This window comes from Aminobacter sp. P9b, assembly GCF_045345995.1.
Taxonomy (GTDB): Bacteria; Pseudomonadota; Alphaproteobacteria; order Rhizobiales; family Rhizobiaceae; genus Aminobacter; species Aminobacter niigataensis.
The window spans coordinates 275,031-301,091 of record NZ_CP150082.1; the positions used below are offsets into that span (position 1 = coordinate 275,031).

28 protein-coding genes and 1 tRNA gene are annotated in these 26,061 nt (G+C 63.9%); 16 read left to right on the top strand and 13 right to left on the bottom strand.

Annotated elements, in window-relative coordinates:
- Nucleotides 1-74: 74 nt before the first annotated feature.
- From WHT83_RS01365 to WHT83_RS01375, 3 genes are all read right to left on the bottom strand, one after another.
- Nucleotides 75-1,112, bottom strand: coding sequence for a PstS family phosphate ABC transporter substrate-binding protein (locus tag WHT83_RS01365; protein WP_183262572.1), 1,038 nt, complete (start codon nt 1,110-1,112; stop codon nt 75-77).
- Nucleotides 1,113-1,527: 415 nt separating this feature from the next.
- Nucleotides 1,528-4,467 (bottom strand): response regulator, encoded by a 2,940-nt coding sequence (locus WHT83_RS01370; RefSeq protein ID WP_108606664.1) that lies wholly within the window; start codon nt 4,465-4,467, stop codon nt 1,528-1,530.
- Nucleotides 4,468-4,593: 126 nt separating this feature from the next.
- Nucleotides 4,594-4,950 (bottom strand): putative quinol monooxygenase, encoded by a 357-nt coding sequence (locus WHT83_RS01375; RefSeq protein ID WP_108606663.1) that lies wholly within the window; start codon nt 4,948-4,950, stop codon nt 4,594-4,596.
- A gap of 798 nt (nt 4,951-5,748) precedes the next feature.
- Here WHT83_RS01375 and WHT83_RS01380 point away from each other — a divergent pair.
- A complete protein-coding gene (locus WHT83_RS01380; protein WP_108606662.1) occupies nt 5,749-5,976 on the top strand; it encodes a hypothetical protein in 228 nt (75 codons plus the stop codon).
- Between the two features lie 228 nt (nt 5,977-6,204).
- Nucleotides 6,205-6,768 carry a hypothetical protein gene (locus tag WHT83_RS01385; protein ID WP_406872754.1) on the top strand — a complete coding sequence of 188 codons (564 nt, stop codon included), beginning with the start codon at nt 6,205-6,207 and terminating at the stop codon, nt 6,766-6,768.
- Between the two features lie 43 nt (nt 6,769-6,811).
- Here the strand turns inward: WHT83_RS01385 and WHT83_RS01390 are convergent, their stop codons facing one another.
- The 3 genes from WHT83_RS01390 to WHT83_RS01400 all read right to left on the bottom strand — a co-directional run bounded on the left by WHT83_RS01390 (nt 6,812) and on the right by WHT83_RS01400 (nt 8,233).
- Nucleotides 6,812-6,943, bottom strand: coding sequence for a hypothetical protein (locus WHT83_RS01390; RefSeq protein ID WP_256371664.1), 132 nt, complete (start codon nt 6,941-6,943; stop codon nt 6,812-6,814).
- A 106-nt stretch (nt 6,944-7,049) separates the two neighbouring features.
- The gene (locus WHT83_RS01395) at nt 7,050-7,400 is read right to left on the bottom strand and encodes a hypothetical protein (RefSeq protein WP_406872755.1); all 351 of its coding nucleotides are present in this window, start codon (nt 7,398-7,400) and stop codon (nt 7,050-7,052) included.
- A 194-nt stretch (nt 7,401-7,594) separates the two neighbouring features.
- On the bottom strand, nt 7,595-8,233 hold the full coding sequence (locus WHT83_RS01400; RefSeq protein WP_406872756.1) for an outer membrane protein: 639 nt from the start codon (nt 8,231-8,233) through the stop codon (nt 7,595-7,597).
- A gap of 232 nt (nt 8,234-8,465) precedes the next feature.
- Here WHT83_RS01400 and WHT83_RS01405 point away from each other — a divergent pair, with 232 nt between their 5' ends.
- Nucleotides 8,466-8,867 carry an iron chaperone gene (locus WHT83_RS01405; protein ID WP_406872757.1) on the top strand — a complete coding sequence of 134 codons (402 nt, stop codon included), beginning with the start codon at nt 8,466-8,468 and terminating at the stop codon, nt 8,865-8,867.
- Between the two features lie 33 nt (nt 8,868-8,900).
- Here the strand turns inward: WHT83_RS01405 and WHT83_RS01410 are convergent, their stop codons facing one another.
- Nucleotides 8,901-9,203, bottom strand: coding sequence for a hypothetical protein (locus WHT83_RS01410; RefSeq protein ID WP_108606657.1), 303 nt, complete (start codon nt 9,201-9,203; stop codon nt 8,901-8,903).
- A 202-nt stretch (nt 9,204-9,405) separates the two neighbouring features.
- On the opposite strand from WHT83_RS01410, the gene WHT83_RS01415 reads away from it, so the two are divergent.
- From WHT83_RS01415 to WHT83_RS01450, 8 genes are all read left to right on the top strand, one after another.
- Nucleotides 9,406-9,648, top strand: coding sequence for a hypothetical protein (locus tag WHT83_RS01415; protein WP_183262577.1), 243 nt, complete (start codon nt 9,406-9,408; stop codon nt 9,646-9,648).
- A 4-nt stretch (nt 9,649-9,652) separates the two neighbouring features.
- The gene (ligD, locus tag WHT83_RS01420; protein WP_406872758.1) at nt 9,653-12,106 is read left to right on the top strand and encodes a DNA ligase D; all 2,454 of its coding nucleotides are present in this window, start codon (nt 9,653-9,655) and stop codon (nt 12,104-12,106) included.
- Nucleotides 12,107-12,136: 30 nt separating this feature from the next.
- Nucleotides 12,137-13,009 (top strand): Ku protein, encoded by an 873-nt coding sequence (locus tag WHT83_RS01425; RefSeq protein WP_108606654.1) that lies wholly within the window; start codon nt 12,137-12,139, stop codon nt 13,007-13,009.
- Nucleotides 13,006-14,088, top strand: coding sequence for a tetratricopeptide repeat protein (locus WHT83_RS01430; RefSeq protein WP_406872759.1), 1,083 nt, complete (start codon nt 13,006-13,008; stop codon nt 14,086-14,088). Before WHT83_RS01425 ends, WHT83_RS01430 begins: the two co-directional genes overlap by 4 nt.
- Complete coding sequence (locus WHT83_RS01435) at nt 14,089-14,727, top strand: alpha/beta fold hydrolase (protein WP_406872760.1); 639 nt, start codon at nt 14,089-14,091, stop codon at nt 14,725-14,727.
- 16 nt (nt 14,728-14,743) lie between these two features.
- Nucleotides 14,744-15,514 carry an exodeoxyribonuclease III gene (locus WHT83_RS01440; RefSeq protein WP_108606652.1) on the top strand — a complete coding sequence of 257 codons (771 nt, stop codon included), beginning with the start codon at nt 14,744-14,746 and terminating at the stop codon, nt 15,512-15,514.
- Nucleotides 15,515-15,990: 476 nt separating this feature from the next.
- Nucleotides 15,991-16,488 carry a GFA family protein gene (locus WHT83_RS01445; protein ID WP_406872761.1) on the top strand — a complete coding sequence of 166 codons (498 nt, stop codon included), beginning with the start codon at nt 15,991-15,993 and terminating at the stop codon, nt 16,486-16,488.
- A 160-nt stretch (nt 16,489-16,648) separates the two neighbouring features.
- Nucleotides 16,649-17,023 carry a tudor domain-containing protein gene (locus WHT83_RS01450; protein WP_406872762.1) on the top strand — a complete coding sequence of 125 codons (375 nt, stop codon included), beginning with the start codon at nt 16,649-16,651 and terminating at the stop codon, nt 17,021-17,023.
- Between the two features lie 176 nt (nt 17,024-17,199).
- Here WHT83_RS01450 and WHT83_RS01455 read toward each other — a convergent pair whose 3' ends face one another.
- Nucleotides 17,200-17,658 carry a MarR family winged helix-turn-helix transcriptional regulator gene (locus tag WHT83_RS01455; protein ID WP_406872763.1) on the bottom strand — a complete coding sequence of 153 codons (459 nt, stop codon included), beginning with the start codon at nt 17,656-17,658 and terminating at the stop codon, nt 17,200-17,202.
- A gap of 146 nt (nt 17,659-17,804) precedes the next feature.
- Between WHT83_RS01455 and WHT83_RS01460 the strand changes: the two genes are divergently transcribed.
- The gene (locus WHT83_RS01460) at nt 17,805-18,569 is read left to right on the top strand and encodes an alpha/beta hydrolase (protein ID WP_406872764.1); all 765 of its coding nucleotides are present in this window, start codon (nt 17,805-17,807) and stop codon (nt 18,567-18,569) included.
- 199 nt (nt 18,570-18,768) lie between these two features.
- Here WHT83_RS01460 and WHT83_RS01465 read toward each other — a convergent pair.
- The 3 genes from WHT83_RS01465 to WHT83_RS01475 form a co-directional block, all read right to left on the bottom strand.
- Nucleotides 18,769-18,843 (bottom strand) — tRNA-Glu (locus tag WHT83_RS01465).
- 184 nt (nt 18,844-19,027) lie between these two features.
- A complete protein-coding gene (locus WHT83_RS01470; RefSeq protein ID WP_318763566.1) occupies nt 19,028-19,447 on the bottom strand; it encodes a VOC family protein in 420 nt (139 codons plus the stop codon).
- Nucleotides 19,444-19,824 (bottom strand): fimbrial protein, encoded by a 381-nt coding sequence (locus tag WHT83_RS01475; RefSeq protein ID WP_108606618.1) that lies wholly within the window; start codon nt 19,822-19,824, stop codon nt 19,444-19,446. The genes WHT83_RS01470 and WHT83_RS01475 overlap by 4 nt, the downstream gene beginning before the upstream one ends.
- Nucleotides 19,825-19,848: 24 nt before the next feature.
- Between WHT83_RS01475 and WHT83_RS01480 the strand changes: the two genes are divergently transcribed.
- Together WHT83_RS01480 and rpoH are read left to right on the top strand one after the other, a co-directional pair.
- Entirely contained in the window at nt 19,849-20,877 is a 1,029-nt protein-coding gene (locus WHT83_RS01480; RefSeq protein ID WP_406872765.1) for an RluA family pseudouridine synthase, read from the top strand.
- Nucleotides 20,878-21,063: 186 nt separating this feature from the next.
- The gene (gene rpoH / locus WHT83_RS01485) at nt 21,064-21,963 is read left to right on the top strand and encodes an RNA polymerase sigma factor RpoH (protein ID WP_108606616.1); all 900 of its coding nucleotides are present in this window, start codon (nt 21,064-21,066) and stop codon (nt 21,961-21,963) included.
- Between the two features lie 93 nt (nt 21,964-22,056).
- Here the strand turns inward: rpoH and WHT83_RS01490 are convergent, their stop codons facing one another.
- Entirely contained in the window at nt 22,057-22,419 is a 363-nt protein-coding gene (locus WHT83_RS01490; RefSeq protein ID WP_108609686.1) for a cell division protein ZapA, read from the bottom strand.
- Between the two features lie 7 nt (nt 22,420-22,426).
- Entirely contained in the window at nt 22,427-22,699 is a 273-nt protein-coding gene (locus WHT83_RS01495; RefSeq protein WP_055974268.1) for a DUF4164 domain-containing protein, read from the bottom strand.
- A gap of 283 nt (nt 22,700-22,982) precedes the next feature.
- Here WHT83_RS01495 and tkt point away from each other — a divergent pair, with 283 nt between their 5' ends.
- Nucleotides 22,983-24,971: a transketolase gene (gene tkt, locus WHT83_RS01500; RefSeq protein WP_183262588.1), complete on the top strand. Its 1,989-nt coding sequence runs from the start codon at nt 22,983-22,985 to the stop codon at nt 24,969-24,971.
- Nucleotides 24,972-24,995: 24 nt separating this feature from the next.
- The gene (gap, locus tag WHT83_RS01505; RefSeq protein WP_108606614.1) at nt 24,996-26,006 is read left to right on the top strand and encodes a type I glyceraldehyde-3-phosphate dehydrogenase; all 1,011 of its coding nucleotides are present in this window, start codon (nt 24,996-24,998) and stop codon (nt 26,004-26,006) included.
- The last annotated feature ends 55 nt before the right edge of the window (nt 26,007-26,061 follow it).

Consider the following 26,061-nt stretch of genomic DNA (forward strand, 5'->3'; position numbering starts at 1 on the left):
GTGCCGAACGGGACAGTCGGCGAAACATTCCACGGGGCGACGGATCTTTCCGCCGCCCCGTGGCAGTTCGAAGATTACATGGTCTTGCCGGCGGTGAACGCCTCGCGCTGGGCAGCGCGTTCCGCGTCCGGAGCGGCAACCAGGCCGTAGTCGGCGAGCGGGCTTTCCGGGCCGACCATCTGGTCGTCGAGGAAGAACTCGACATATTCCTTCAGGCCCGGAATGACGCCGAGATGCGCCTTCTTGACGTAGAAGAACAGCGGACGCGAAACCGGATACTCGCCTGCGGCGATGGTTTCGACCGAAGGCGTGATGCCGCCGACGGTGGCGACCTTCAGCTTGTCGGCGTTGTTTTCGTAGAAGGCCAGGCCGAACACGCCGACGCCGGTCTTGTTCGAGTCGATGCGAGCCAGCGTCTCGGAGTAGTCGCCGTCGATGTCGACAGCCTTGCCGTCCTTGCGGACTGCCTTGCACGAAGCGTCAGCGGCCTTGTCGTCGAGGCCGGCCGCCTTGGCAGCTTCAACGCCGCCGAGTGCCTTGCAGCCGGCGATCAGCAGCTTCTCTTCGAAGACTTCGCGGGTGCCGTGCTTTTCGCCCGGGATGTAGGCGGCGATGTCCCAGTCGGGCAGGTTCGGGTTGACCTGGTTCCACTTGGTGTTGGGGTTTTCGACCAGCTTGCCGTCGACGACGATCTTGGCGGCCAGCGCCTTGTAGATGTCTTCCGAGGTCAGCGCCCAGTCCGGGCCGTTGACGTCGGTCGCAAAGACGATGCCGTCATAGCCGATCTTGACTTCCTGGATGTCCTTGACGCCGGCGTCGATGCAGGACTGGACTTCGTCCTTCTTGATCGCGCGCGACGAGTTGGCGATGTCGATGGTGTTCTCGCCGACGCCCTTGCAGAATTCCTTGATGCCGGCGCCCGAACCGCCGGACTCGACCACCGGGGTCTTGAAGTTCGAGAAGGTTTCGCCGAACTGTTCGGCAACGATCTTGGCATAGGGCAGAACGGTCGAGGAACCGGCAACCTGAACCTGGTCGCGGGCCGAGGCGTAGCCTGCCGAGGCGACAATCGCGAAGGCAGCCGCCGACGCAGTGAGAAGAGCTTTTTTCATTGGGGCCTGCTCCTGTGGAGTATCTCGTATGACGCCTTTCTTCGGCGCCCGGTGAGCCAATAGCCCCCCTCTATTACAGTTGCATGACAGTTTCGTGTCACCCCTGTAACGGTTGCAGTGCTTGGCGGTGAAGGGGTCGTTTCCTCGGTCCTTTGCCGGCGCGAGGCAAACAACAGACCGGAGCCGAAAGCAAGCCGTCTACCCAACGGCAGGCCGGGCTTTACGGTTGCGGGCTGTCACATTTCCACAGTCTTCGACGCTCTGGCCCGGTGCGCGCGGAAGATTAACGTCAGGCCGGGCCGAAAATGATGGGTTCCGGGATCGCTCTTGGGCGACGAACGGAGCGGACGTTCAAGTACGTGGTACCGGAAGCGCGGTATCAGATATCTGCGGCCGGCATCACCTGAATCAGACCCTAGATCGCGCCGCGGCGCTCATCGTCCTGCCACGACCAGCGTTCGATCTTTTCGAGCAGCGCACGCGGGCTGATCGGCTTGGGCAGATAGTCGTCCATGCCGGCTTCCAGGCAGCGTTCCTTGTCGCCTTTCAGCGCATGTGCGGTCACGCCGATGATCGGCACGCGTGTGCCCGTGCCGCGTTCGAGCTTGCGGATTTCGCCCGTCGCCTCCAGCCCGTTCATCTCTGGCATCGACACGTCCATCAGGATCATCCGCGGACGTCGCTCGCCGAAGGCCGCCACTGCGCGGCGGCCGTTGCCGACGATCTCGAACGACAGTTCCGTCTCTGCCAGGATCTGGCTGAACACCATCTGGTTCACTTCGTTGTCCTCGGCGACGAGAATGTCTAGGCCGCCCTCGCCAGCCGGCCGCTGTCCGCCGCGCAGGCGCGTCACACTGGCCGCCTGGCCGCCCGCGTCCTTGGCCGGCATCTGCCCATCGGCCACCTGCACCGGCGTGAGGTTCGGCGCCCGGCGGCGCTGGATGCTGCCGACCAGTGCCTCGAGCAGCGCCGACGATCGCGCCGGCTTGATGAGCTGGGCATCGATGGCGAGGTCCCGGTGGGCGGGGCCCGACAGCGACTGGTCGACCGAGGTCAGCATGACGATCGGCGTGTCGCTGAGGCCAGGTGTATGGCGCACGATCCGCGCCATCTCCGCCCCGGTCATGCCTGGCATCTGGTAGTCGAGCACGATGCAGTCGACCTTGACGCCCATCGCCTGCGCTGCGGTCAGCACGCGCAAGCCCTCGTCACCGCTGCGCGCAGCACAGGAATCGAAGCCCCACGACACCATCTGCTCGGTCAGGATCGTCCGGTTGACGGCATTGTCGTCGACGATCAGCACGCGCGCGCCGGTCACGTCGATCAGCGCCGCCGGTCGGCTTTCCAGCCGCCCGGCATTGGGCAGCGTCAGCGTGAACCAAAAGGTCGAACCCGCACCTTCGGCGCTGTCGACGCCGATCTCGCCGCCCATCATGTCGACGAGCCGCGAGGTGATGGCGAGGCCGAGGCCGGTGCCTTCATGCCGGCGCGTCGAGGACGCATCGACCTGGCTGAACTTCTCGAACACCAGCTTGAGCTTCGCCTCGGGAATGCCGATGCCAGTGTCGGTCACCGCGACATGCAGCTTCGTCGCATCGCCCTCGCTGCGGCCGGTGACATCAACCAGCACATGGCCCGAATCGGTGAACTTGACGGCGTTGCCGAGCAGGTTGGTGATGATCTGCCTGATGCGCCCGACATCGCCGACATAGAGATGCCGCAGGTCGGGCTGCAGCCGCACGATCAGTTCGAGGTCCTTCTCCTTGGCCCGCGTCGACATCAGCGTCGCGACGTCCTCGATCGCCTCGGCCAGGTTGAACGGGATCGGATCGAGCACCAGCTGCCCGGCGTCGATCTTCGAGAAGTCGAGGATGTCATTGATGATCGTCAGCAGCGCATTGCCCGACTTGACGATGATGTCGGTGAACGTCTTCTGCTTCGGATCGAGATCCGATTTAGCCAGAAGCTCCGCCATGCCGAGCACTCCGTTCATCGGCGTGCGAATCTCGTGGCTCATGTTGGCGAGGAATTCCGACTTGGCGCGGTCGGCCAGCACGGCCCGGCGCTGCGCTTCTTCGAGTTCGGCTTCGCGCTGCTTGAGTTCGGTAATGTTGGTGGTCGAGCCGATCAGGTAGAGCGAGCCGTCGGACGCCACCATCGCGCTCTTGCGGGCGAACTGGTGGCGCGTCGAACCATCGGCCTCCGTCGCCGTCTCCTCGACCTCCACCGTTGCGCCGCTGCGCATGACCTCGCGGTCGGCCTCCATGAAAGGCTCGCCTTCCGGGCCGAAGATCTCGGCGTCGGTCTTGCCGATCGCCTCTTGCTTGGAGAAGCCGGTCAACTCGCACCAGCCCTGGTTGACATACATCAGCCTGAGGTCGTCGTGCTTGGCGTAGATCGACACCGGCACATTGTCGATCAGGCTGCGGAAAACCTCGTTCTCGCGCATGCTTTCCTGCAGCGCCCGCTCGCGCTGCTTGAGCTCGGTGATGTCGACGCGCACGCCGATGAATGTGCCGTCGGCGAGGCGCTGGTCGAAGACCTGATACCAGCGCCCGTCGGGATTGCGCCGCTCGCGCTCGGCATGGCTGGTGTGGTAGCGGCCGATCATGCCTTCGATCCAGGCTTCCGGATCGGCATCGTAAAGGGCGTCGAGCGCGGGCTCGCCGGTATCGCGGTAGTAGCCGGCGCGCTGCGCCAGCACCAGGCTGTCGCGCAGCGTGCTGCCCTCGGCCATGGCTTCGCCAATTGCCGGCAACGCGCTCTTGAGCTTGCGGTTGGCGAGCACGAACCGGTCGTCGCGGTCGTAGATGACGACGCCCGCCGGCAGCGATTCCAGCACCTCGGCAAGCCGGTGGCGTGCCTCGACGGCCTCGACCTCGCGCCGTTTCATCTCGGTGACGTCGTAGTAGGAGACCAGCCGCTTGCCGCCCGAAAGTGCCGTCACCGAATAGATGATGGTGCGGCCGTCGGCGCGGCGGAACTCACGTGGCGCGACATCGCCGGCCAGGATCTCGTCCCCTCGGGAAGCGACATAGCCTTCCCACTTGTCGTCGGCGATGGCGTAGACGCCATTGTGGCGGTTGACGTCCATCAGCGCCCGGAATCGGCAGCCGGCCGCGACCTGTTCGACGGTAACGTTCCAGATGTCGTAGAATGCCTTGTTGATGAACAGCACGCCGAGAGCGGCGTCGACCAGCACCACGCCCATGTTCATCGAATCGATGGTGCGCTCGAGATCCGCGTAGGGCAGGTCCTCGACCGGCCGCACATCGCCGATTTCTATCGCCCGCGCCGTGCCATTGACCGGCTCGCTGGCCGGATCGCTGGCGTCCGACCCAAGATTTTTCCGCATCCCGTCAGTCCTGCATGCAAGGGCGATGCTGCTCCCCCGCAGCTCGCCGCAATTAACCTTGCAGCAGAAGCATTAACGACTGACTAACCTTAATGCGCACTATCCGGCGCGTATCGCGGGCCGGGCCTAGTCGTCATTGGCAGCGTTGAGTTCTTCCGGCCGCATGCCGCCATTGGGATCGGTCAGCCCGAGCGATGCGGCAAGGATCAGCCGGCGCGACTTGAGCAGGGGCGACAGTGCCGCCTGCACGTCGGACATGCGCGGGTTGCGCTCGTGCGTCGCGACCGCCGATTCGTCGGCATAGAGCTCGTTGACCATCACCATGTTGGGGATCGGCGTGCCGTCGCGCTCGACCGGCTTGATCACCTCGAAGCGCAGGCATCCCGGCTCTTCCTGCAATGTGGCGCGCGCGTGTTCGGAAATCAGGTCGAGGAACTGTTCCTCGGCGCCGTCCATGGTCTCGAACTCGACGATGATGGTCATTTCTGCCAAGGGTTCATGCCTTCTTCTCGATGCTCAACTTCTGCCGCCGGAACGGTGCCATCAGGCTAACGCATCGGCCCGCAAAGCGGAATCGATTTCGGCGACCAGCATGCCGTGCCGCGAAGACCCCGCCGACTCGCGATGACGCATCGAGTACGGGTCGTGCCGGAAAAACGGGGAGTTTCAGGGCTTTCGACGCACCGGCGGGCAGAAGGGTTGTGCAGCCCGCCGGGCGTTGCCGAAGACGCGCACTCGATACACTGCGCACGAGGAAAGTGCGGGCGCGATGGTGAACGATTTGTGAATGCCGCCGTTCAACGACGATGACAGACTGTAACGAAACCGGTCCCGCGCGGAACCATTCCCGCGCGTCAGAGTTCAGGTCAGGCACACCGAGTGTGGTCTTTTCCTTTCAACCACGCTCCGAAAGGGCCCGTCGCTCCCTCTGCGGCGGGCTCCTTTCGTGTCGAAAACTGCCTTGGGCCTGCAATTTCGGTGCAACCCAGGGTGACTCGACAGGATGCAGGTTGTGGCGCAGAGTTCCTGCCCCTGAATGGAAATGCGGTAGCATGCAACCTTGCCTCAAGGAGGCATATCGATGCACTCGCCTGCGGCAGACACCTCCACAATGCGCACCGAAGCCGGTCACGGCCCCCGCACGATATACGTGGGCGTCGGAGATAGATCGCGCGACTGGGTGCATTGTCCGCGTTCGGCTTGACTGACCGCGACAGGAAGCAGGCAACAAACCAGCAGCAAGCATAAGTCAAAAGAACAAGCGCCATATGGGAGAAGACTATGGAGCACGTACTTTTCACCCAGCCTAACTCCCCCATTTATCCCAAGGATCTCGCACTTCTTCAGCAGGTGTTCGACCAGATTTGCGTCGAGCGCGGCGAGGACCCGAGCTCCATCTGGGCAAGCGAAATAGCGAGGACACTTCTCAAGCTTTATAAAAGCGGCGTGCGCGACGAGGATCTGCTGCTGGCGAGCATACCGCGGTTTAGGACAAGAAACGCCGCCTGACCCCAGGCGCGTCAACGCTGGGCATCTAGTCCCGAAAGCGGCCACCGCTTTCGGGAAAGGTGGGTGTCATCCCGGCACGGCTCTCCGACATCATCCGTCCTGCGATCCGGCGTTTCGGCATCCGGAGCGTTCCAACAGGCGCGTTCTTCCCGGCGCATTTTGTGATCGGGCACGGCGTCGATCGGCCCATTGATCCTGCGCGGTTCCGCGCAGACAATGCGACTCGGCATGTCCATGAAGCCAGGACGCATGACGCAACGTCTCGCCACGCTCGTCGCCACGCTCGTCGTCGCCCTCGCCGCATCGGCGGCGGCTCGGGCAGAGGCCATGCGTGGCCGAAGCCTGCTCGGCGATCCGCATCAGCACGGCCTGGCCGCGCTTTACGCAAGATGGCCTGGGATTGCCGCCGACTACGCCACCGCGATGATGCGTTACCGCGGTGCGGCCGCCCACGAGGACTTGCCCCCCAGCGTCTATCCCTTCGTCCTGTTCACACGCCCACCGCTTGGCGGGCCATGGACATGGACCGCCCCGAACGGCTCGCATGCCCGCCGCCTGCGTGACGGTGCATTGCGCATCAGCCTCACCGACCGGCTCGGCAACTGGTTTGTCGAGATCCTCTGCACGGATGCCGGCTGGCCGGTCTATTCCTGCAGCGATGGTGTCGAGCGCGTCGCCGAGGCGCCCGAGCCTCGCCTGCTCGTCATCGACGGCGTCGAGTTTTCCCGCCTCCTGCCGGCACCGGACAGTCCGCCGGCAGAGGGCAGTCCCCCGGGAGAGGAGAGCCCCTAGCGGATCGGACCTGCCGCCGGGGCGGCAGGTCCGGCAGTCAGTTTCAGTGCGTGTAGAAATAGCCCCCCACCAGCACGACGGCGACAAGCAGGCCCAGCACGATCCAGCCGCGCAGGGCTTCCTTGCTTCCGGCGGCGTCAGTGGCGTTGGCGGACGGTGTCTTGTTCTCGTTCATTGGATTTTCCCTCTTCGGGTGAAGTTTGCATGCAGCGACGCGGACACCGGGCCGGTCGACTGACCGGGAGCGTCTGCAAGTCACTGCGAAGAATTGGCTAAGGTCGTCAGGCGCCGGGCGGCGGCGCCCGGGCCGAAAACGCTGCAAACTTCTCTGCCGGCCCGGCGGCGTCGTGGTGCCACGCCGAAACCAGCCGCTGGTGTTCCGGTTCCCGAAGCCAGGTATTCGCCTCGAACAGCGCCTTGCCGGCACCGCCCGAGGTCTTGCCCGACTGCTTTGGGTCGGAACTGCGCAGGGCGCTCTGGCCGCGGTCGTAGCTCGACAGCGACAGCACCACGTTGCCGTCACGGATGACGGCCTGCTTGCCCGACCAATCGACGGCCGCAACAGGCGACGCGCCGAAGCTCGAGGGCAACAGCAGCAGCGCCCATGTCAGCACGAGCACCATCAGGCGCATCAGAACGGAGGTCTCCCCGTGATGCGTTTCCGAAGGGTGTCGATGGTCGAACGGCGTTTGGATGGCGTGTGCCCCGTGGGGCGCCCTTTTCGCATTTCAGGCCGTCCGGTTCAACCTTTGAGCGCTATCTTGCCGCCTCACGGGCAAAAACCCCGGAACGATGGCCGGGGTTTGTCATCGATGCGATGTCGCGCTCAGAATTTGTAGGCGACGCCCAGACGGAAGTCATGGCTGCGGATATCGGCGTCATGGATATCGCCGTTGTAGTAATCGAAGTCATTCGTTCCGTAGTCGGAATATATGTACTCCGCACGCACGATGAGCTTTTCGGTCGCGGCCCACTCCACGCCGCCGCCAACGGCATATCCGGTCAGCGTTTCAGTCGCGAAATCTTCCGAATTGCCCTGCCCACCATGGTCGCCGCGGAAGCTGCCGATTGCCACGCCGCCGGTAACGTAGGGAAGCAAAGTGCCCAGGGCGTAACCGGCGCGCACACGCGCGGATCCGGCGAGCCGAGCCTCGTAAGGAATGTACATGGCGGAGTCTTCGACCTCCGCGCCGGAAAATTTCAGGTCCGCCTCAACGCCGAGCACGACGTTGCCGAACTGGTGATTGTAGCCGGCATATATCGCCCCGGATGCGCCGCCGTCCGAGAAACGTCTAACGTCATCTCCGCCCTCAACCGACAACTTGTTGAGACCTACAGCTGCGCCGACATAAAGGCCCGACCAATTATAGGTCGACGCCCCCGGCTGGTAGACGACCTCGTCGGCTGCCAGCGCGCCGCCGCAAACCGCCAACAGGCAGGTAGATGCGAGAAGAATTCTGATCATCGATATAACCCCAGGATTGCCCAAATCAGTGCATCCGCATCTATCCTTAAGGTTGTATATTTGGAATACAAAACTCGTTATGCGCGCATGATCCCTGGTGTCACGTGACGTTTCCGCCACACATCTCAAAGCACTAAATTGGGCGGTGGCAGCTGTCACTCCGGCGATGTATTTGCCATGATTGTCGCTTCGCAAGTCCGCGCTACGATGACCGGACGCACCGGAGGCAACGATGGCCAAGACCGATTTCAAGTCCGTGGAAGAATACATCGCGGCGCAGCCGCAGACCGTCCGACCTACCCTCGAACATGTGCGCAAGATCATCCGCGATGCCTTGCCCGGGGCCGAAGAAGTCATTTCCTACCAGATTCCCGCCTACAAGCTGCACGGCGGCCGGGTGATCTACTTCTCCGGCTGGAAGGAGCACTTTTCGCTCTATCCGGTCACCGAAAACCTCGTCGCAACGCTCGGAGACGAGGTCGCGCCCTATGTCGCCGGCAAGGGCACGCTGCGCTTTTCGCTGGCTGAACCGGTACCGGCGAAGCTGATCGAGCGGATCACCAGGCTCCGCGCCGAGGAGGAGGCCGACGCCATGAAGGCGAAAGCAGCGGCCAGGGCGAAGCGGCGCGGCTGATCGCCATCTGGAGCGTACCGCGGGTCCGGCGGGTCAGGGAACGTCGTCGCTCGCCACCGGGCCGCCCTCGCCTTCCAGCGTCGACAGCCGCTTCGTCACCGACTTGCTGAACTTGAGCCGGACACCGGCGCCATTCGCGCCTTCTTCGGCAATGAAGGCCGCGCCAAGGCTCTCCAGCGCCGCCTGCAGCGCCAGCACGGTGTCGTCGGCAGGCGTGGAGATCTTGCGTTCGAACGCCTCGATGACCAGCTCGTCCACCTTCGATGCCTGCGCCAGTCTCGATCGGCTGATCTCCACGATCGCGCGCGCTGCCTTGCAGATCGGTCCGGTAATCATGTCCTGCGTCTCCTGGTCAAATCCGGCAAATCCATTGTCGCCCAGCTATTTAGGCAAATGGTGGCGGGTACCGAAAGGGGGTGCGTCGTTGTTGCCGGCCTACCTCCGATTTACCGCATTTGGCAGCAGAAAACGCGGCCACGTTGATCGCCGCCGCGGTTTGGAGGATAGTCACGCAAGCGTTGCATGGAGCCTCGGGCCAATGCGTACACCGGTTGCCAATCAGATCAGCAAGCGCAAGGCCGTGGCCGATGTGCTGAACCGGCAGAAGGTTTTCGTCAGTTCCAGGCGTTTCCGCGGCGACGGGCAACCCATCTCCCGCGTGCTCGTTTCCGGCCGCTATTACGATGTCAGCGACCAGTTGCTTGACATGCTGCGGCATGGCGCGACGCCGGGCGAGCTCGAACTGGAGCCCGCGTCCGACGACGCGGCCGGCCTGCAATAGGCGCATGGCAGCGGAAAAGCTTCGCACCTACCGGCAGAAGCGCGATTTCTCCAGGACGCGGGAACCGGCTGGCGCGTTGGCAGGCCACGACGGCAACCGCTTCGTCGTCCACAAGCACCATGCCACGGCCGATCACTACGACCTGCGCCTCGAACTGGGCGGTGTGCTGAAAAGCTGGGCCGTGCCGCGCGGCCCCTCGCTCAATCCCGCCGACAAGCGGCTTGCCGTCGAGACCGAGGACCACCCCATCGAATATATCGACTTCGAGGGCCTGATCCCCGAGGGGGAATATGGCGGCGGGCCGATGATCGTCTGGGACACCGGCGTCTGGGCGCCAATGGAGGATGCCGAAAAGGCGCTTGCCAAGGGCGCCTTCAAGTTCCGCCTGTCGGGCGAAAAGCTGAAGGGCGGCTGGATGCTGGCGCGGCTGAAGCCGAAACCCGACGAGAACAAGCACAACTGGCTGCTGTTCAAGGAGCATGACCCCGCCGCCGACGAAAAGCTCGACATCCTCCAGGCACGCCCCGAAAGCGTGAAGACTGGGCGGCGCATCGAGGAGCTGGTCGCAGGGCCGAAGAAGCCGCCTGCAAAGCCCGGCGACCTCAAGCCCGGCAAGCTTGCGGATGCGGTGCGGGCACCGATGCCGGCGCGGATCGAACCGCAGCTGGCCACAGCGGCGCCCAAGCCGCCGTCGGGCGAGGGTTGGCTTCACGAGATCAAGTTCGACGGCTACCGCACCATGGTGCATCTCGAAGGCGGCACGGCAAAGCTGATCACCCGCAGCGGCATCGATTGGACGAAGCGCTACGGCAAGCTCGCGGCAGCCTTTCGCGACCTGCCATGCAGCGATGCCGTCATCGATGGCGAGATCGTCGTGCTCGACGACAAGGGCATCAGCCGGTTTGCGGCCTTGCAGGACGCGCTGGCCAGCGGGCATGACGAGCTCCTGGTTTTCTACGCCTTCGACCTTCTCCATCTCAATGGCTGGAACCTGACGGGCACGGAACTCAGCAAGCGCAAGGGCATGCTGGAGACGCTGCTTGCCGGCCATGTCGACGGCCGCTCGGCGCTGCAGCTCAGCGGACATGTCGAGGGCGACGGCCAGGCGCTGTATGACCAGGCGACCGAAATGGGGCTCGAGGGTGTGGTGTCCAAGCGGGCCTCGGCACATTACACCTCCGGACGCTCGCACAGCTGGTCCAAGACCAAGGCGCTGGACAAGGACGACTTCGTCATCGCCGGCTACACGACATCGCAGGCAGCCGAAGGGCTTGCGGCCCTCGCGCTCGGCGAATGGGTCGACGGCGAGCTGCAATATCGCGGCAAGGTGGGAACCGGCTTCGACGCTGAGACGTTGCAGTCATTGCTGCACCGGCTGGAAGCCCTGCGGGAAGGTGCGGACAAGCTCGATGGTGCGCCGAAGGAGGTCATCCCAGTGCGTCCGGTACTGAACGCCCATATCCACTATGCCAACCGCACCACCGACAATGCGCTGCGGCACGCCGTGTTCAAGGGCCTGCGCGAGGCGGAACTGACCGCGAGCGCCTCCGCGCCGCGCAAGCGGCTGATCTCGGATGCCGATCTCGCCGGCATTTCGATCACCAATCCGACGCGGCGGGTGCTCGGCAAGGCCGGACCGACCAAGCTCGACGTCGCGGTTTATTACGCCGCCATCGGCGATTTCATGCTGCCCCACATCCTGGGGCGGCCGGTATCGCTGTTCCGCTGTCCGAGCAGCCGGCCGCAGGACTGCTTCTTCCAGCGTCACGCCTTTTCAGGCATGCCACCGACGATCGCTTCGTTCGACACCAAGAACTCCGAGGGCGAGACCAAGAGCTACATTTCGGTCGAGGACGCCAAGGGCTATCTCGCGCTGGCGCAGTTCGGCGTCGTCGAGTTCCACGCCTGGGGCGCCCTGCGCAAGCATCTCGACAAGCCCGACCGTGTCGTCTTCGACCTCGATCCTGGCGAAGGCATCGGCTGGCGCGAGGTCGTAGAGGCCGCCGTTCACGTGCGCGGCGAGCTGGAAAAGCTCGGCCTCGTGCCTTTCGTCAAGACATCCGGCGGGCGTGGCATCCATGTCGTGGTGCCGACCACCGGTAAACTCGGCTGGAAGCCATTCCATCAGGCAAGCAGCGAAATCTCGTCGCTGATTGCAGCCACCGCTCCAGAGACTTTCACCACCTTCATGGGCAAGGACAACCGCAAGAAGCGCATTTTCATCGACTTCCACCGTAATGCGCGCAGTGCAACGGCGGCCGCGCCCTATTCTCTTCGGGCACGCACCGGCATGCCTGCTTCGACACCTCTTGGCTGGAACGATCTCGAGTCCATCGACGCTCCGGAAGATTTGAACTATTCTTCGCTTCCCGGCCTCGTGGCCAGGTCAGGCGATCCCTGGGCGGACATCGGCGACCACGCCCGCGACCTGACGACTGCAATCAGTGCCAAACGTTAGTCTGTTTATGGTTTCGCGTAGGAGACAAGCATGGCCCCCAGGGCAAGTTGGAAGGGATATCTGAAGCTCAGCCTCGTCAGCTGCCCGGTGCGGCTGTACCCGGCAACGAGTTCCAGCGAGCGCATCAGCTTCAATCAGTTGCACAAGGACACCCACAACCGGATCAACATGAAGCCGGTCGATCCGGAACTCGGCCTCGTCGAACGCACCGACCTGGTCAAGGGCTACGAATACGAAGACAAGAGATACGTCATCATCGACGAAGCCGACCTCGACAGCGTCAGGATCGAATCCAACCACACGATGAACATCGAAGCCTTTGTCGATGAGCATTCCGTCGACGTCATCTACCAGGACGCACCCTACTATCTTGCCCCCGACGGAGCGATGGCGGAGGAAACATTCGCCGTGTTGCGCGAGGCGCTGCACAAGTCCGGCAAGCTGGCGATCGCGCGGCTGGTGCTGTCGAGCCGCGAACGCGTGGTCACCATCGGCGCGCGCGACAAGGGCATGTTCGTCTGCACGCTGCGCAACCCGAGCGAGGTGCGCAGCACAGCCGAATATTTCAGCAACATCCCCGCCGGCAAGCCCGACCCCGAGATGCTCGAACTCGCCGAGGCGCTGATCAAGCAGAAACTGACGACCTTCGATCCGAAGAACTACGAAGACCGCTACGAGATCGCCTTGATGAACATGATCAAGGAAAAGCTGAAGGGTCACAAGCCGATCATCGCCGCCGCACCCGAGCGCGGCAATGTCATCAACCTGATGGATGCGCTGAAGGCGAGCCTCGGCCAGGCCAAGCCGCCGGCAAAGAGCAAGACCAAGGCCGAACCGGCCGAGAAGCCGGCGGCCAAGCTGACCGCGGTCGCGGGCGGCAAGCAGGCCAAGGGCAAGAAGTGAACGAAGGCCGTATCTACGGACTGATCGGTGCGCTTGCAGCCTTCCCGCGCCGCCTCGCCGTCCGCGAGGTGGCGCGGCAGGGCGGCGAGCTACAGCATGGCGTGACGCGGCGCACCACCCATGTCGTCTTCGGGCGCACGCTCCTGCACAAATCGGACGAGGCAAGGCTGGAGGCCCGCTTCGACGCCGCATCAGCTTCGGGCCGTCCCGTCTTCAGCGAAAACGGCTTCCTGCGCGCGCTCGGCCTGCTGGACCAGGTCGAGGGTGCCGGCATGACGCGGCAATCCCTGCTCGACCAGGCCAAGCTTGCGCCGCGCGAACTGGACCTTCTGTCGCTCTTCGACGCCTTCGAGAGCGACGCCGAACCCTATGCATTTCGAGACCTGATCCTGGCCAGGAAATATGCCTCGCTGCTCGCCGGCGGCTCGACCTGGAGCGCCATCGCCCGCTCGGTGCGCCGCTCCGGCGCCGTGGCGCAGCTGAGCGCGCTCTCGCTCCAGGCCGACGGCAAGGACACCATCTATGCCCGCCTCGGCGCCGATCTGGCAGAACTCGACGGGCAACGCCTGCTGCCGCTCGGCCGCACCGGCGACGCCGAGCTGGAGGATCTGTTCGCGCTGGCCGAAGACGCGGAAGAAGACGGGCGCTACGACGAGGCCGCCGCACTCTATCGGCGCTGCCTTGCCGCCGACCCGGGCGACAGCGTCGCCGCCTTCAACCGCGCCAACTGCCTGCGCGCGGCCGGCATGGCGCAGGAGGCGACGCAGGGCTACATGCGGGCGATCAAGCTCGACCCCAAATTCGTCGAGGCCTGGTTCAACCTTGCCGGCCTGTTCGCCAGCGAAGGCAAGGCCCACACCGCACGCCGCCATCTCGAAAAGGCCATCGCGCTCGATCCGGCCTACGCCGATGCCATGTTCAACCTCGCCAACCTTGCCTACGAGGCTGGCGATCTCGCCGAGGCGCGGCACTGGTGGGAAGCCTATCTCAAGCTCGACGCGACCTCGGAATGGGCAAAGACCGCAGCCAAGGGCATCCAGTATGCCGACCTGCGACTGAAGGAACGGACGGCGAGCTAGATGGCGGTGCATTTCCTGTTCGACGGCCCGGAAAACGCAGCCGTCACCATCCTGCTCGCCCATGGCGCCGGCGCGCCCATGGATTCGGCCTCGATGACGGCAACGGCCGCAGCACTTTCCGCGGCCGGCCTGCGCGTCGTCCGCTTCGAGTTCGGCTACATGGCGGCGCGCCGGACGGGCAGTCGCAAGCCGCCGCCGCGCGCGGAAACGCTCAATCCGGAATTCAGGGCCGCCATCGATGAACTCGGTGCAAAGGGGAAGCTGATCATCGGCGGCAAATCGATGGGCGGGCGCGTCGCCAGCATGATCGCCGACGAGATGCTCGATGCCGGCAAGATCGCCGGGCTGCTCTGCCTCGGCTATCCCTTTCACCCACCGGCCAAGCCGACGCAGCTCCGCACCAAACACCTCGCCGGCCTCCGGACGCCGACGCTGATCGTCCAGGGAACCCGTGACGAATTCGGCACCTGCGACGAGGTCGCAGGATATGAGCTGTCCGACCGGATCGAGATCCTCTGGCTCGAGGATGGCGACCACGACCTCAAGCCGCGCAAGAGCATCTCGGGCTTTTCGGCCGCCGACCACCTGAAGACGACAGCCGAAACCGTCGCGGCCTGGGCGGCCCGGCTCGGCGCTTAGACCCCACGGCGGCGCGATGAAGATCGCCACATTCAACATCAACAACGTCAACCGCCGGCTCGGAAACCTGCTGGCGTGGCTGGGCGAAGCGAAACCCGATGTCGTCTGCCTGCAGGAATTGAAGGCGACCGACAGCCAGTTTCCGCGCCCGGCACTGGAAGCGGCCGGCTATGGCGCAGTATGGCGCGGCCAGTCGACCTGGAACGGCGTCGCGATTCTCGCCCGCGATGCCTCACCTGTCGTCACGCAGTGGGAATTGCCCGGCGATCCCGGCGACACGCAGAGCCGCTACATCGAGGCGGCAGTCGGCGGCGTGCTTGTCGCCTCGCTCTACGCCCCCAACGGCAACCCGCAGCCAGGCCCGAAATTCGACTACAAGCTTGCCTGGCACGAGCGGTTGAACGCGCATGCGGCGACCTTGCTGGCCGCCGGCGTCCCGGTCGTACTCGCCGGCGACTACAACGTCGCCCCTGATACGCTCGATGTCTATGCGACCAGTTCCTACGACGACAACGCGCTCGTCCAGCCCGAAAGCCGCACAGCCTTCCGGCAGTTGCTCGCCCAGGGCTGGACCGATGCGGTGCGCAAGGCTTTCCCCGGCGAGGCGGTCTACACCTTCTGGGATTACCGCCGGAACAGATGGCCGCGCAACGCCGGCCTCCGGCTCGACCACCTGCTGCTCAGCAAGCCGATGGCAAAACGCCTCAAGACAGTCGGCATCGACCGCGACATCCGCGGCCGCGACGACGCCAGCGACCACGCACCGGTGTGGATGGAGCTGAAGTAGAGGCGATGCGCGAGGTCGTTCCGCCGGTTGAGGCTGGCACGCCCTCAGTGCGCGGTCGCCGCGGCCTCGGCCTTTGGCTTCGCGGCCGGCTTGCGGCGACGTTTGCGCTGGGCCGATGGCGCCGGGACAGGGTCGAAGTCCGATGGCACGCTGGCAATGAACTCCCGACCCATCCTGTAGGCGGCATATCCGACGATAAGCAGTGCTAGCGCTCGAAACATGGCAGCGTTCTCCTTTGCCCACGCAACGCCTGTCGGCAGGCGAGGTTCCGCAATCCGCCTGCCGACAGCGGTTCAAGCTGCCTGCGTTCGCCCCCGTTACCCCATCGTATGAGTTGGGCGCAGCGTGGCCGCAGCGTTAACCCAGATTCTGCATCTGCGGCCGGTAGAGCCGGGTATCGAGCTGCCGATGCAACCGTCTTTTCGCCAAAGCGTTTTCCGGGCTAGGTTTCGGGTGAACCGGAAAGGAACCCCGCCATGAACGACCGTATCGACGAAACCGTTCGATTTGGCAGCTGCTACTGTCGTGCCGTCACGTTCCGCGTCACCGGGCAACCTCTGCGGGTGGGAATCTGCCATTGCGCGGATTGCCGCAAGACCAGCGGTTCGGCGTTTTCCGCCTATGCCGTCTGGCCCATCTCGGTTTTCGAACAAACGGGCCAGACCAGCACATATGGCAACCGGAGCTTCTGCGTGACCTGCGGCAGCCGCGTGACGTGGGTCCACGACGACGAGGCCGAAGTCATGATTGGCAGCCTTGACGTCGTACCCACCGATCTGACGCCGGAGTATGAGCTCTGGGTTGGTCGCAGGGAGAACTGGCTACATGCCTTGCCTGAGGCAAGGCAGTTCGACCACGATCGCGAGACCGAGACCGAGACCGAGACCGAGCGAGGACTGTCCGAACCCGGAGCGCCAGGGCGAACCGTCGAGACGGATGTACCGCGTCCGGGCGAACTTCTCCCGCCGGTCTGAGGCTGGCGCGAGACAGCCTCAGCTGCGTGTGGTTCGGCACCGTCGCCAGCGAGTTTATTTGGGCTCGGCGCGGCAATTTTCATCGTCCATTCAGATCAGCTCAAATATGCATTGCTGGCAGCTCAATGGGGGGCTGGGGTGAAATCCCAAGGGTGATATTTTGAAAAGATATGTTTCAGTTCTACTGGCTGCAGGCGCCATTCTCGCCACCGTCGGCACCGCCGGCGCCCAGACGGCCGGTGACTGGGTTCTGGGGAACTACAAGGGTTCTGGCTATTGGTTCGCAGGCGTCATCGAAAAGGTACAGGGTGACACCATTACCGTTCGATACGACGACAACGAGCGCGAAACGACCAGCCTCAGCAAGGTTCGTCCCTACGATTGGATGATCGGCACGAAGGTCGAGTGCAACTTCAAGGGCGCCGGCGAGTGGTACAAGGGCACGATCACCTCCCTGGCCGGCGAGAAAGTCGGCATCGCCTACGACGACGGTGACAAGGAAACCACCAAGACCGGCCGCTGCCGGACCAAATGAACGTGTCGGGCAGGCTTCATGCCTGCCCGTTCACATGCCGGTTCAGTCGATGAACCCAGAGAGAGACCGCCAGCTTCTAACCACCACGCACTGAATGCGCTCGATCGCCGATCCTGCAAGCACGTCTGCCTTCCGCATGGCTCACATGCCAAGGGCGGCGTTGCAGGGGCGAAGGATTACGCCGCCGAAGCTGTGCCGACAGCCTTGCGCATGCCGTCGCGCAGCAACTGCACCTTGCGGTTCAGTTCTATCATGTCGGGCACCGTAAAGCCCGAATTGTGCAGCAGTGCCGATGTCAGGCAGCCCGTCCTGGCGTGAAGGTCAGCGCCCTTCTCGCTCAGTTGCACCTGCACCTGCCGCTCATCTGTCGTGCTGCGTTGACGGGCCACGAAGCCTGCAGCCTCAAGCCGCTTGACCGCTGGTGTGATCGTGCTTGGCTCCAGCGCCAGCCGGTCAGCGATTGCGCCGATCGTCAGCCCGTTGCGCTCCCACAAGGTGCTCAGCACCAGGTACTGCGTGTAGGTGACGCCAAGCTCGTCCAGCATCGGCTTGTAGACCCGCTGGATGGCGAGCGAGGCGGAATAGATTGAAAAGCAAAGCTGGCCATCAAGCGGCAGCACGGGGTCGTTGGCCATTTTGGTCTCCATCTGGTGGCTTGGACGGCCCTTACCACAGAAAATGATATCGCGATAAAGAAATCACTTTACAAGAGAGGCGTGCTGCCTTACACGATGATTATCGCGATAACGATTGTCGCGGCAAACACAAGGAGATGCCAAAAATGACCAACACCCTCATCACAGCCGCAGCCGCAACACTTGCACTGGCCGCAACCGCTCTCACCCCCGCCGCTGCACAGCCGGCGGGCGCAAAGAACGTCGTTCTCGTCCATGGTGGTTTCGTCGACGGTTCGGGCTGGCAGGGCGTCTACGACATCCTGAAGAAGGACGGCTACAATGTCACCATCGTCCAGAACCCGACGACCTCGCTGGCCGACGACGTGGCCGTTACGAAGCGCGCGATTGCCGGGCAGGACGGCCCGGTCGTTCTCGTCGGCCACTCCTATGGTGGCGTCGTCATCAGTGAAGCCGGCACGGACGAAAAGGTGAAGGCCGTCGTCTACATCGCCGCTTTCACACCTGATAAGGGCGAGTCCGTTTCCTCGCTGATTGCCAATCCGCCTGCCGGTGCGCCCGTGCCGCCGATCCTGCCGCCCGTCGATGGATTCCTCTTCCTCGACAAGGCCAAGTTCGCGGCCTCCTTCGCCGCTGATGTTGACGCCGATGTGGCGTCCTTCATGGCCGACTCGCAGGTTCCGTGGGGTGTCGAAGCGCTGGCCGGCGCAGTCACCGATCCGGCCTGGAAGTCCAAGCCCAGCTACTACCTGGTCGCCTCCGACGACCGCATGATCCCGCCAGCCGCGCAGCGCATGATGGCAGAGCGTGCGGGTGCGACCGTCACCGAAACGGCAGGCAGCCATGCCGTCTATGTCTCGAAGCCCGACACCGTTGCCGCCATCATCGAGCAGGCAGCGAAAACCAAGTGAATGACCGTCGACAGCACCTCGAAGCGTCTTTCGGCGCTTCGGGGGTCATGACATGAAGCGCTCCGTCCATCGGCAACGATGAACATCGATGATGGCCGATGCGAGCAAGGGCGACACGATCACGAGCGCCAGCTTGGGAGCCTTGTTTCACCGTCATTTGACGGCCCAGGCCCGAAGTAAAGCAAATGCTTGGAAAACTTGGTACGCCCAAGGGGAATCGAACCCCTGTTCCCGCCGTGAGAGGGCGGTGTCCTGACCGCTAGACGATGGGCGCAGCCGAGATCGGCGATATAGGCTGGCGTTTTCGAAAAAGCAACAGCCCTTTCGTGAAGAGTCTGTTTGAAAATTCGTCATGCCGAGGCATATGGCTCGGATTTCGAGAACCGGAGCGAAGCGTACTAATAGTACGTGAGCACCGGAAGCGCAGCAAGCCGCGTCAGATGACCGGCAGGGCGGATTTACGAACGGGCTCTCTTCGGTTCGATCAGATCCCACAGATTGCCGTGGATATCGGCGAATACCGCAACCGTGCCATAGGCCTCGTGGCGCGGCGTTTCGCGAAATTCGACGCCGTTGGCCAGCATCAGCGCGTGGTCGCGGGCAAAATCGTCGGTCTCGAGGAACAGGAATACCCGCCCGCCGGTCTGGTTGCCGATCGCGGCCGCTTGTGCGGCGCCGTCGGCCTTGGCCAGAAGCAGCCGCGCCCCCTGCCCGCCGCCCGGCTCGACCGTCACCCAGCGCTTGCCGCCGCCGAGATCGACGTCGTCGACAAGCACGAAGCCGAGTTTTTCGCCGTACCAGGCGATCGCGGCGTCATAGTCAGCGACCACCACCGCAACGGTGGCAACCTTCCGCCCGGAGGCAGGAAATCCGCTCACTGCGCCTTGACCGCGAACTGGCCGATCAGCCGGCGCTGGGCAATGTCGTAGACGAAGATCGATCGGCTGCCGTCGCTGAGTTCGGCGTCGATAGAGATGCGGTTGCCGGATAGCGCCTGCGACACGATCTTTGCGCCAGCGGGCAGGATGATGTCACCGGTCAGCTGGCTGCCCGCCGGCACGGCAATCTCGCCGCCCGCAACCGCGGCAGCGGGTGGCGCCGTCCGCGATTTGTAGACAACGCCGCCAATGACGGCCATAAGGGCGATGAACAACAGCCCCAAATTGATGATGAAGAAGCGGATGAGTTTCCTGCGGACGCGCTCAACCGACGGGTCGAGCGGCTTGTCTTCTTCTTCAATGGCGGGCCGAGACATGGCAAAATTTCCGGAACAATTGGTATGAGCGCATCAGATAGCGAAGCGACAGGCACTTTGATAGTGCTCGAAGCCGACGCCGATGCCGCAGGCCTGCGGCTCGACCAGTGGCTGGCCGCTCGCCTCGCGCCCGAACTGTCGCGCAGCCGTGTCCAGGCGCTGATCAAACAGGGCGCTGTTCGCGTTGCCGGCAAGGTCGTCAATGAAGCCAAGCGCAAGCTCGCTCCAGGCGAACAGATTGCCATCGACATGCCCGAGCCTGAGCCGGCGGAGCCCGAAGGCGAGGCGATCGCCCTCGACATCCTCTACGAGGACGACGAGCTGATCGTCATCAACAAGCCTGCCGGCCTCGTCGTCCATCCCGGCGCCGGCAACTGGACCGGCACGCTGGTCAACGCCCTGATCCACCATTGCGGCGACAGCCTGTCGGGCATCGGCGGCGTCAAGCGGCCGGGCATCGTCCACCGCCTCGACAAGGAGACGTCGGGCGTCATGGTCGTCGCCAAGACCGACCGCGCCCACAAGTCCTTGTCGGAGGCCTTCGCCGACCATGGCCGTACCGGCGACCTCGAACGTGCCTATGACGCACTCGTCTGGGGCATCCCGCAGCGGCTGACCGGCACCATCGATGCGCCGCTCGGCCGCCATGCCGACCGTGTCCGCCGCGCCGTCGTGCCCGAGCATCGCGACGACGCCCGCCATGCCATCACCCACTTCACCGTGCTGGAGCGCTTCGGCACCGGGCAGGCGGAGTTTGCCGCCGCCAGCCTGGTCGAGTGCCGGCTGGAAACCGGCCGCACCCACCAGATCCGCGTCCACATGGCCCATATCGGCCACCCCGTCGTCGGCGATCCCGACTACGGCCAGGCCTTCCGCACCAAGTCCAACCGCCTGCCCGAGCCGCTGAAATCCGCCGTCCAGGCGTTTCCGCGCCAGGCTTTGCACGCCAGGCTCCTTGCATTTCGCCACCCGGCTACCCATCTGATCATGCGGTTCGAGGCGCCTTTGCCTCGCGACATGGGGGAGTTGGTCGAAGGCTTTCGGAATCTCTGAACCTCCGATCAGAAAACCTGACTCGCATTGTTCACTTTGGCGTGACACACTGTTTCGCATTGAACAAATCGTGTCTTTTCCGGTTTTGTTCCTGTATAAAACCCATGGCGCGACAGTGCATTCGGCAGCCGCGCCACATGCTCGCCTGGATCAGGGGGCATTTCTCGTGCAGAGGGAGGGCGCTATATGGCCCAGTCACTACCCAGTATCGTCTCCGGCGAAGGCGGCCTCAGCCGCTACCTGGAAGAAATCCGCCGCTTTCCGATGCTCCAGCCGCAGGAAGAGTACATGCTCGCCAAGCGGTACAATGAGCATGAGGACACCACCGCCGCCCACAAGCTGGTCACCAGCCATTTGCGTCTCGTGGCCAAGATCGCCATGGGCTATCGCGGCTATGGCCTGCCCATCGGCGAAGTCATCTCGGAAGGCAATGTCGGCTTGATGCAGGCCGTCAAGAAATTCGAGCCGGAGCGTGGCTTCCGCCTCGCCACCTACGCCATGTGGTGGATCAAGGCCTCGATCCAGGAATACATCCTACGCTCGTGGAGCCTGGTCAAGATGGGCACCACCGCCAACCAGAAGCGGCTGTTCTTCAACCTGCGCAAGGTCAAGGGCAAGATCCAGGCGCTCGACGACGGCGACCTGAAGCCCGAGCACATCACCGAGATCGCAACCCGCCTCAACGTCTCCGAGGCCGAGGTGGTGTCGATGAACCGCCGCCTGTCGGGCGACGCCTCGCTCAACGCGCCGATCCGCGCCAGCGAAGGCGAGTCGGGCGAATGGCAGGATTGGCTGGTCGACGACCACGACAGCCAGGAAACCATGCTCATCGAGCAGGACGAACTCGACAACCGCCGCGGCATGCTCGCCAGCGCCATGTCGGTGCTCAACGACCGCGAAAAGCGCATCTTCGAGGCACGCCGTCTTTCCGACGAGCCGCTGACGCTGGAAGAGCTTTCGGCCGAGTTCGACATCTCCCGCGAGCGCGTCCGCCAGATCGAGGTCCGTGCCTTCGAAAAGGTCCAGGACGCGGTCAAGGCCGCCGCCAAGAAGCAGGCCCAGGCGCTCCGCACCATCGACGCCTGATCCTGTAGGCTTCACCAACAAAAAAACGCGCCGGCAAAACCGGCGCGTTTTTCGTTTTGGTCTCCACTTTCCCCCGAAGGTGGAAGCCCGTCCCTAACCCTTCTTCACCAAACTCAGCGCCAGTTGTTCCATGCGCTCGGCCAGCGAGCCCAGCGCGCCGGTCAGCGCTGCGTCGTTCTTGTCGGCTTTGGTCAGCGCGTCGTCGCGCGTCTTGCGCAGCGTCAGGACCTCGGTCTCCATGCCCTTGACGCGCTTCTGCAGCTCGGAAAGCTCGTCCATCACCATGATGCCGGCCATTACCGTCAGCCGCTGGTCGCCGATTTCGCCGAAAGAGTCCTTGAGGTGCAGCACGTAGCGGTCGAAGCGGTTGGCGAGATCGATCAGATGCTCTTCCTGCCCTTCGTCGCAGGCCATGCGATATTGCTTGCCGTCGATGGTAACAGTGACTTGCGCCATCTCCATCCTACCTGTCCAGAACGGCGCGGATCGTCTCCATGGCGGTCACGAGCCGCCGCGAGACTTCCTTGTTGGCTTCTTCCAGCCTTTCGGCGCGGGCTTCGGAATTGTCGAGCTCCTGCGCCAGGCGGGCACGGTCGGCATTCATGCGCTGAACCTCGGCTTCGGCCTCGCCGTAGTCCTGCTCGTGCTCGAGCCGAGCAGCGACCGCACTTTCGAGCGTCTCGATCGCCCTGCCAAGCCGGCCAATGACTTCCCTGAGTGTCGTATCCCCGGTCATGGCTCCCGTAGACCCTCGCCCATCACCGAATCGCGCACGTTTCAGAACGCGTTATGCGTGAAACATTAGGCACCGGTTGAAGGAGGCGTCAACAAAGCTGTTAGCCCTTTCCCCCAATAACCGCATGAGCGCGAATATCGGAAAGGCACGCAGGCGTGACTTGGCGCCGCAATGGGGGTGCGAAAACGCACCGATTTATTGACTCAAGCCCTATGCCTGCTATGTGTCGCGCACTTTTCCGGGGCTCCCACTGCCCCACTTTCCAAGGGTTATGGGAGGGACGATGTCCTCGCGCGAAAAACACGACCGGATGGCCAATGCGATCCGCTTTCTGTCCATCGATGCCGTAGAGAAGGCCAATTCCGGCCACCCCGGCCTGCCGATGGGCGCCGCCGACGTCGCAACCGTGCTCTACACGCGCTTCCTCAAGCATGATCCGGCCAATCCGCACTGGCACGACCGCGACCGCTTCGTGCTGTCGGCCGGCCACGGCTCGATGCTGCTCTACTCGCTGCTCTATCTCTCGGGCTACGAGGACATCACGCTCGACGAGATCAAGAATTTCCGCCAGCTCGGCTCCAAGACCGCCGGCCATCCCGAATACGGCCACGCCGCCGGCATCGAGACGACCACCGGCCCGCTCGGCCAGGGCCTCGCCAACGCGGTTGGCATGGCGCTCGCCGAACGCATCATGAATGCCCAGTTCGGCGACAAGCTGGTCGACCACTACACCTACGTGCTCGCCGGCGACGGCTGCCTCATGGAAGGCATCTCGCAGGAAGCGCTGTCCTTTGCCGGTCACCTCAAGCTCAACAAGCTGATCGTCTTCTGGGACCACAACAACATCTCGATCGACGGCCCGATCTCGCTCGCCGACTCGACCGACCAGCTCGCCCGCTTCGCAGCGTCCGGCTGGAATACGATTGCCATCGACGGTCACGACCCCGAGGCCATTGCCGGCGCCATCGAGGTCGCCAAGCGTTCCGATCGTCCGACCCTGATCGCCGCCAAGACCACCATCGGCTTCGGCTCGCCTGCCAAGGCCGGCACCAACAAGGTCCATGGCTCGCCGCTCGGCGCTGCCGAAATCGAAGCCACCCGCAAGGCGCTCGGCTGGGACTACCCGGCCTTCGAAGTCCCCTCGGACATCCTCGACGCCTGGCGTCTCGCTGGCCTCAACTCGGCCAAGAAGCGCAACGACTGGGAAAAGCGTCTCGCCGAGGCCGAAACCGAAGTTCGCGCCGAGTTCGAGCGCCGCATGCGCGGCGACCTGCCGGCCAATTTCGACGCCACCATCGCCGAGTACAAGAAGAAGCTCGCCGCCGACAAGCCGAAGGTCGCCACCCGCAAGTCGTCGGAAATGGCGCTTGAGGTCATCAACGGCGTCGTGCCCGAGACCATCGGCGGCTCGGCCGATCTCACCGGCTCCAACAACACCAAGACCAGCCAGACCAAGCCAATCTCGGCCGAAGACTACGGCCAGCGCTTCGTCCACTACGGCATCCGCGAGCACGGCATGGCGGCAGCCATGAACGGCATGGCGCTGCATGGCGGCGTCATCCCCTACTCCGGCACCTTCCTGTGCTTCTCCGACTATGCCCGTCCGGCGATGCGCCTGGCATCCCTCATGGGCATCCGCGTCGGCTTCGTCATGACCCACGATTCGATCGGTCTCGGCGAAGACGGCCCGACGCACCAGCCGGTCGAGCACTTCGCAGCACTTCGCGCCATTCCCAACCACATCGTCTTCCGCCCGGCTGACGCGACCGAAGCCGCCGAATGCTGGCAGCTGACGCTCGAAAACCGCACCACCCCCTCGACGCTGGCGCTCACTCGCCAGAACCTGCCGGCCGTGCGCACCGAGTTCGTCGAGGAAAACCTCTGCGGCTACGGCGCTTACGAACTGGCCACCGCCGAGGGCGATGCCGAAGTCACCATCTTCGCCACCGGTTCCGAGGTCGAGATCGCGCTCGGTGCCCGCAAGCTGCTGCAGGACGCCGGCCACCCGACCCGCGTCGTTTCGGTGCCTGCTTTCGAGCTGTTCGAAAAGCAGAGCCCCGAGTACCGCAAGGCGATGATCGGCAACGCTAAGGTCAAGATCGCCATCGAGGCCGGCATCCGCATGGGCTGGGACAGCTTCATCGGCACCGACGGCATCTTCATCGGCATGCACGGCTTCGGCGCCAGCGCCCCGATCGAAGACCTCTACAAGCATTTCGGCATCACCGCCGAGGCAGCCGCCCAGGCTGCCAAGGCTCGGCTTCAGGCTTAAGACGTTCCCCCAGGAGGATCAGACATGACCGTAAGAGTTGCCATCAATGGTTTCGGCCGCATCGGCCGCAACATCGTGCGTGCGATCTATGAATCGGGCCGCAAGGACATCGACGTCGTTGCCGTCAACGACCTCGGCCCGGTCGAGACCAACGCCCACCTGCTGCGCTACGACAGCGTGCATGGCCGCTTCCCGCACGAAGTGAAGGTCGAAGGCGATTCCATCAACATCGGCAGCGACAGCTTCAAGGTCACCGCGATCAAGGACCCCTCGCAGTTGCCGTGGAAGGAACTCGGCGTCGACATCGCGCTCGAATGCACCGGCATCTTCACCTCGAAGGACAAGGCCTCGGCTCATCTGGCCGCCGGCGCCAAGCGCGTCATCGTCTCGGCGCCTGCCGACGGTGCCGACCTGACCGTGGTCTACGGCGTCAACCACGACCAGATCACCAAGGACCACATCGTCATCTCGAATGCGTCCTGCACCACCAACTGCCTGGCCCCCGTCGCCATGGTCCTCAACAATGCCTTCGGCATCGAAAAGGGCTTCATGACCACGATCCACGCCTACACCGGCGACCAGCCGACCCTCGACACCATGCACAAGGACCTCTACCGCGCCCGTGCAGCGGCAATGTCGATGATCCCGACCTCGACCGGTGCAGCCAAGGCCGTCGGCCTGGTCCTGCCGGAACTCAAGGGCAAGCTCGACGGCGTCTCGATCCGCGTGCCGACCCCCAACGTCTCGTGCATCGACTTCAAGTTCGTGTCGAAGAAGAACGTCACCGTCGACGAGGTCAACGCGGTGCTCGTCGCCGCCGCCAACGGCCCGCTCAAGGGCGTCCTCGCCTTCACCAACGAGCCGCTGGTTTCCATCGACATGAACCACAACCCGGCCTCGTCGACCTTCGCGCTCGACCAGACCAAGGTCATCGAGGGCAACCTCGTCCGCGTCATGTCCTGGTACGACAATGAGTGGGGCTTCTCCAACCGCATGGCCGACACCGCCGTCGTCATGGGCCGTACCATCGGCTGATTGCAGCCGCCCGACTTGGGCGGCAAGCTAACCCATTGGCAACGCCCGGCTTCGG

Coding starts and splice junctions, on each gene's coding strand:
- WHT83_RS01390 (WP_256371664.1), bottom strand. CDS start 6,943: ATGAACGAGAACAAGACACCGTCCGCCAACGCCACTGACGCCGCCGGA.
- WHT83_RS01380 (WP_108606662.1), top strand. CDS start 5,749: ATGGAGCACGTACTTTTCACCCAGCCTAACTCCCCCATTTATCCCAAG.
- ligD (WP_406872758.1), top strand. CDS start 9,653: ATGGCAGCGGAAAAGCTTCGCACCTACCGGCAGAAGCGCGATTTCTCC.
- WHT83_RS01495 (WP_055974268.1), bottom strand. CDS start 22,699: ATGACCGGGGATACGACACTCAGGGAAGTCATTGGCCGGCTTGGCAGG.
- WHT83_RS01475 (WP_108606618.1), bottom strand. CDS start 19,824: ATGTCTCGGCCCGCCATTGAAGAAGAAGACAAGCCGCTCGACCCGTCG.
- WHT83_RS01480 (WP_406872765.1), top strand. CDS start 19,849: ATGAGCGCATCAGATAGCGAAGCGACAGGCACTTTGATAGTGCTCGAA.
- WHT83_RS01410 (WP_108606657.1), bottom strand. CDS start 9,203: ATGATTACCGGACCGATCTGCAAGGCAGCGCGCGCGATCGTGGAGATC.
- WHT83_RS01415 (WP_183262577.1), top strand. CDS start 9,406: ATGCGTACACCGGTTGCCAATCAGATCAGCAAGCGCAAGGCCGTGGCC.
- WHT83_RS01365 (WP_183262572.1), bottom strand. CDS start 1,112: ATGAAAAAAGCTCTTCTCACTGCGTCGGCGGCTGCCTTCGCGATTGTC.
- WHT83_RS01405 (WP_406872757.1), top strand. CDS start 8,466: ATGGCCAAGACCGATTTCAAGTCCGTGGAAGAATACATCGCGGCGCAG.
- gap (WP_108606614.1), top strand. CDS start 24,996: ATGACCGTAAGAGTTGCCATCAATGGTTTCGGCCGCATCGGCCGCAAC.
- WHT83_RS01460 (WP_406872764.1), top strand. CDS start 17,805: ATGACCAACACCCTCATCACAGCCGCAGCCGCAACACTTGCACTGGCC.
- WHT83_RS01385 (WP_406872754.1), top strand. CDS start 6,205: ATGTCCATGAAGCCAGGACGCATGACGCAACGTCTCGCCACGCTCGTC.
- WHT83_RS01435 (WP_406872760.1), top strand. CDS start 14,089: ATGGCGGTGCATTTCCTGTTCGACGGCCCGGAAAACGCAGCCGTCACC.
- WHT83_RS01440 (WP_108606652.1), top strand. CDS start 14,744: ATGAAGATCGCCACATTCAACATCAACAACGTCAACCGCCGGCTCGGA.
- WHT83_RS01400 (WP_406872756.1), bottom strand. CDS start 8,233: ATGATCAGAATTCTTCTCGCATCTACCTGCCTGTTGGCGGTTTGCGGC.
- tkt (WP_183262588.1), top strand. CDS start 22,983: ATGTCCTCGCGCGAAAAACACGACCGGATGGCCAATGCGATCCGCTTT.
- WHT83_RS01425 (WP_108606654.1), top strand. CDS start 12,137: ATGGCCCCCAGGGCAAGTTGGAAGGGATATCTGAAGCTCAGCCTCGTC.
- WHT83_RS01395 (WP_406872755.1), bottom strand. CDS start 7,400: ATGCGCCTGATGGTGCTCGTGCTGACATGGGCGCTGCTGCTGTTGCCC.
- WHT83_RS01445 (WP_406872761.1), top strand. CDS start 15,991: ATGAACGACCGTATCGACGAAACCGTTCGATTTGGCAGCTGCTACTGT.
- WHT83_RS01375 (WP_108606663.1), bottom strand. CDS start 4,950: ATGACCATCATCGTCGAGTTCGAGACCATGGACGGCGCCGAGGAACAG.
- rpoH (WP_108606616.1), top strand. CDS start 21,064: ATGGCCCAGTCACTACCCAGTATCGTCTCCGGCGAAGGCGGCCTCAGC.
- WHT83_RS01370 (WP_108606664.1), bottom strand. CDS start 4,467: ATGCGGAAAAATCTTGGGTCGGACGCCAGCGATCCGGCCAGCGAGCCG.
- WHT83_RS01490 (WP_108609686.1), bottom strand. CDS start 22,419: ATGGCGCAAGTCACTGTTACCATCGACGGCAAGCAATATCGCATGGCC.
- WHT83_RS01455 (WP_406872763.1), bottom strand. CDS start 17,658: ATGGCCAACGACCCCGTGCTGCCGCTTGATGGCCAGCTTTGCTTTTCA.